1 protein-coding gene is annotated in these 231 nt (G+C 69.7%); it reads left to right on the top strand.

The window, feature by feature from the left end; genetic code table 11:
* Window positions 1–231: hypothetical protein (locus tag MJ643_RS31280; protein WP_247727398.1), on the top strand; the 231-nt coding region annotated here is incomplete at both ends.

Below are 231 nucleotides of genomic sequence, written 5' to 3'. Positions count from 1 at the left end.
AGCGCTTGGAGGCCTGGGCCGGAGGCAAGGGCTACCACGGGGCCTTCGGGATCGACGCCGAGCGCGCTATGGCCGAGGACCTCCGCAAGCTGCTCTCGCTGTCCGTCCAGCAGGCCAAGGCCTTGGAGGACTCCCAGGAGTACGCCTACAACCTGGAGCAGCGGCTGCCCACCTCTCAGACCGACGATCTGGAGCCCGAGCCCCCTGCCGACGACCCTCTGGAGGAGGCCG

Origin of the sequence: Pseudomonas sp. PNPG3 (assembly GCF_023093815.1) — a bacterium.
Taxonomy (GTDB): Bacteria; Pseudomonadota; Gammaproteobacteria; order Pseudomonadales; family Pseudomonadaceae; genus Aquipseudomonas; species Aquipseudomonas asiatica.
This window is presented reverse-complemented; position numbering and strand designations above follow the sequence as displayed.